At 35.3% G+C, this 2,834-nt stretch carries 3 protein-coding genes; all 3 read right to left on the reverse strand.

What is annotated here, in order from left to right:
• Positions 1–92 precede the first annotated feature (92 nt).
• A complete protein-coding gene (locus tag E1176_RS02900) occupies positions 93–1,175 on the reverse strand; it encodes a glycosyltransferase family 4 protein (protein ID WP_155209077.1) in 1,083 nt (360 codons plus the stop codon).
• A complete protein-coding gene (locus E1176_RS02905; RefSeq protein WP_155209078.1) occupies positions 1,172–2,404 on the reverse strand; it encodes a glycosyltransferase family 4 protein in 1,233 nt (410 codons plus the stop codon). The genes E1176_RS02900 and E1176_RS02905 overlap by 4 nt, the downstream gene beginning before the upstream one ends.
• A gap of 235 nt (positions 2,405–2,639) precedes the next feature.
• Positions 2,640–2,834, reverse strand: a 195-nt coding sequence (locus tag E1176_RS02910) for a hypothetical protein (protein ID WP_222933059.1), incomplete at its 5' end; no start/stop codon positions are given.

A 2,834-nucleotide genomic window follows, 5' to 3' on the forward strand; every position in this document is an offset into this window, starting at 1 on the left:
GAGAACTATATCTGAGAGGTTAGAAGCCTTGAATCTGTACTAGGTTAATATCATGAATTATGCGGGCAAAGCCAGTTAAGAACTCAAAACTATCAGTTGATAAGTTTTTGATAGGTAGCTTCAAAATGTTGGGCAATTTCTGGAATTAGAAATTGATCTTTAATTAGTTGACGGCCATTGTCAGACATAATCTTATACAATTGCTTATCTGAAAGTATCTTTTCTATTTTCTGCACATATTTATCTGCGTTAAATTCCTTGATGCAGTAACCGTTCAAACTATCTTTAATCACCTCTGGAATGCCCCCAACTGCTGATGCTACCACAGGCTTCCCACAAGATAGAGCTTCTAATATTACGCCTGGGAGACCTTCTATTTTAGAAGGCATTACCATAATGTCGGATGCCTTTAAAAGAGCAATTACATCTTTGCGAAAGCCAAGCAGGCTCACTCTATCAGAAAGGCCTAAAGCTTCCAGTTTTTCAGGCAGTTGAGATTTTAAATTACCATCTCCAATTAAAAGCAAATGTCCTTTATTATTTCTTTGGTAGAAGGTGTTAAAAACCTCCAGTAAAAAAGTATGGTTCTTTTCAGGCACGAAGCTGCCAACATTAATCCAAATAGGTCCTTTATGGTCTAGAGCTTTTGACTTTATCTCTTCGAAGTTATTTGTACCGATGGTTCCTGTGGAAGATATCTTCGAAAGGTGCGGATAAAGTCGAATAATATCTTGTCGACAATTTTCACTTACGGAGATTACGTAATCAATCTCTTTCAAATACAGTGCGTTCAACCGTTTATGCAGAATTGAGTTGATGAATCCACTCATCTTATTGGCGTTTCTAAAAATCAATTTAGCTTTCCATCTAAAAATTTTTTTTGAAAATGCTGCATACTTCAAAGTATCTCCGGCATTAGCCTGTACTATATCATAATTACCCGATTTAATAAGACTACTTAATCTTTTATAGGCTGAGAAATCCCTATATCGTTTATTTTCTTTGCCGTTAAGGCTAATAAAATTAAGGGTGAAATCGAGATCAAAGGAAGGTTGATCAAACAAATATACCACGTCAACTTCATGGCCCAGTTTTATTAACTGTTCAGAAAGTTGGCACGCAAATATTTCTGCTCCACGGAGTTGCGGACGTTGAATAATTTGGAGGATTTTCATAAAATTTTCAGTTTAGAAAGTGTCTTGCTTAATTCTACTTCCCATGTTCCTGTCTTTTTTATGTGTCTTTTACCATTTATGGCAATATTATTTCTTAGTTCTCTGTTATGAAACAGTTTCTTAATAGTTGCAGAAATAGAATTAATATTACCCGCTTCATATAACAGTATATTTTCTCCATCATCAAACACTTGTGGAATTTCTCCTGCTCTGGGAGCCATTGAGGCAACACCTGCACACATATATTCTCTCAATTTTAAGGGGGAATAATGAAACCCTTCATTACTGCGCGCACTCACTATGGCTACATCAAACAAACCAACATATCTTGGGATCTCTGTAAATTTTTTTCTCCCTGTAAAAACGACTGATTGCTCTATTCCTAATTCTTTTACAATTTGCTCAACATTTCCCCTCTCACCCCCATCTCCTACCAATAACAAAGCGATATTAGAGTCTTTGTCTAACACATTCTTAAATGCCTCAATCAAAATATCTAGCCCATGAAATTTCCTAAAAGATCCAGTCCAGCCTAATACTTTCTTCCCTTTTAATCCTAATTTAGAAAGTAGTACTTCATCCCTATTAATTGCCCCAAATAAATCTATATCAACCGCCATCGGAGAAACAAGAATTTTCTCCTTTGGAACACCCATTTGAATAAGCTTATTTTCTACCTCAAAGGACACACATGCTATTAAGTCAGACTGTAAAAGTGATCTGGTTTCAATATTTTTTTCTATCCAGTCACCCCAAACAGGCCTATGAACTCCCCATTTGGCTGCTTCCCAAACTTGCGGAGCATGCACATATGTTATTAGAGGCACTTTAAATTTATTAGCAATTTTTCTGCCTGGTCCTGGAAATATATCATGCTGTTCCCAAACGAAAGCAGGCTTATCATCAAAACTGGTATAGAACGACTGGTAATTAGATGAGGATTTCGAAGACTTATATTGTAATATATCTTTAAATAAGACTTTAAATAACTTGGGAAGGAGTTTAAATCTCCTCCTATAGATTTTTTTCTTAATATAGTTACTGCCTAGTGGATAATCTAACACCTCATTTGGTTTTGCTACCCGATCAGTAGTGATTACAATAGTGTTGTCAAATTTTTTTTTAGATGCTCTGGCCCAACCAGCAACAGTTATCCAAATTGCCTCTGAACCTACCCATGCTGAACTCGATCTGGGTACAATAAATATTGCACTATTATTTTCGGTCATTAATATCTATTGCGTATCCTAAAAGCTGAAAATCTTTATGATACAAATTTTTAATAATTTCTAGGCTCATACTGACTCCTTACTATTTCATTCTTTCCACAAGATTAAGCGTAAGTCCCGTATCTTCCTTTCCCTCCATATGTAAAACCTTTCTAAATTTCGCTAGACTTACACTAATACTTTCACATTTGCAGCAATATAATTGCATCTATTTTTGACTTAAATACGAACTTTTTCATTTCACTAAAACAGGTAGTTCGATATGACTATCCTGCTTCAGTATTTTACTCAAGCCTCTGTCGGTGGTTATACTTTTCCATGAATTTTGTCTCAACAACTTTACAAACTCATCATATTCTATCTCAGGGTTATGAGCATTCTCTAACTTAATATGCGCCTTATTAGTTTTCAAATCTTTAAAATGATCACG

The sequence above is a fragment of the Fulvivirga aurantia genome (assembly GCF_009711475.1).
Classification (GTDB): domain Bacteria; phylum Bacteroidota; class Bacteroidia; order Cytophagales; family Cyclobacteriaceae; genus Fulvivirga; species Fulvivirga aurantia.

Coding starts and splice junctions, on each gene's coding strand:
- E1176_RS02900 (WP_155209077.1), bottom strand. CDS start 1,175: ATGAAAATCCTCCAAATTATTCAACGTCCGCAACTCCGTGGAGCAGAA.
- E1176_RS02905 (WP_155209078.1), bottom strand. CDS start 2,404: ATGACCGAAAATAATAGTGCAATATTTATTGTACCCAGATCGAGTTCA.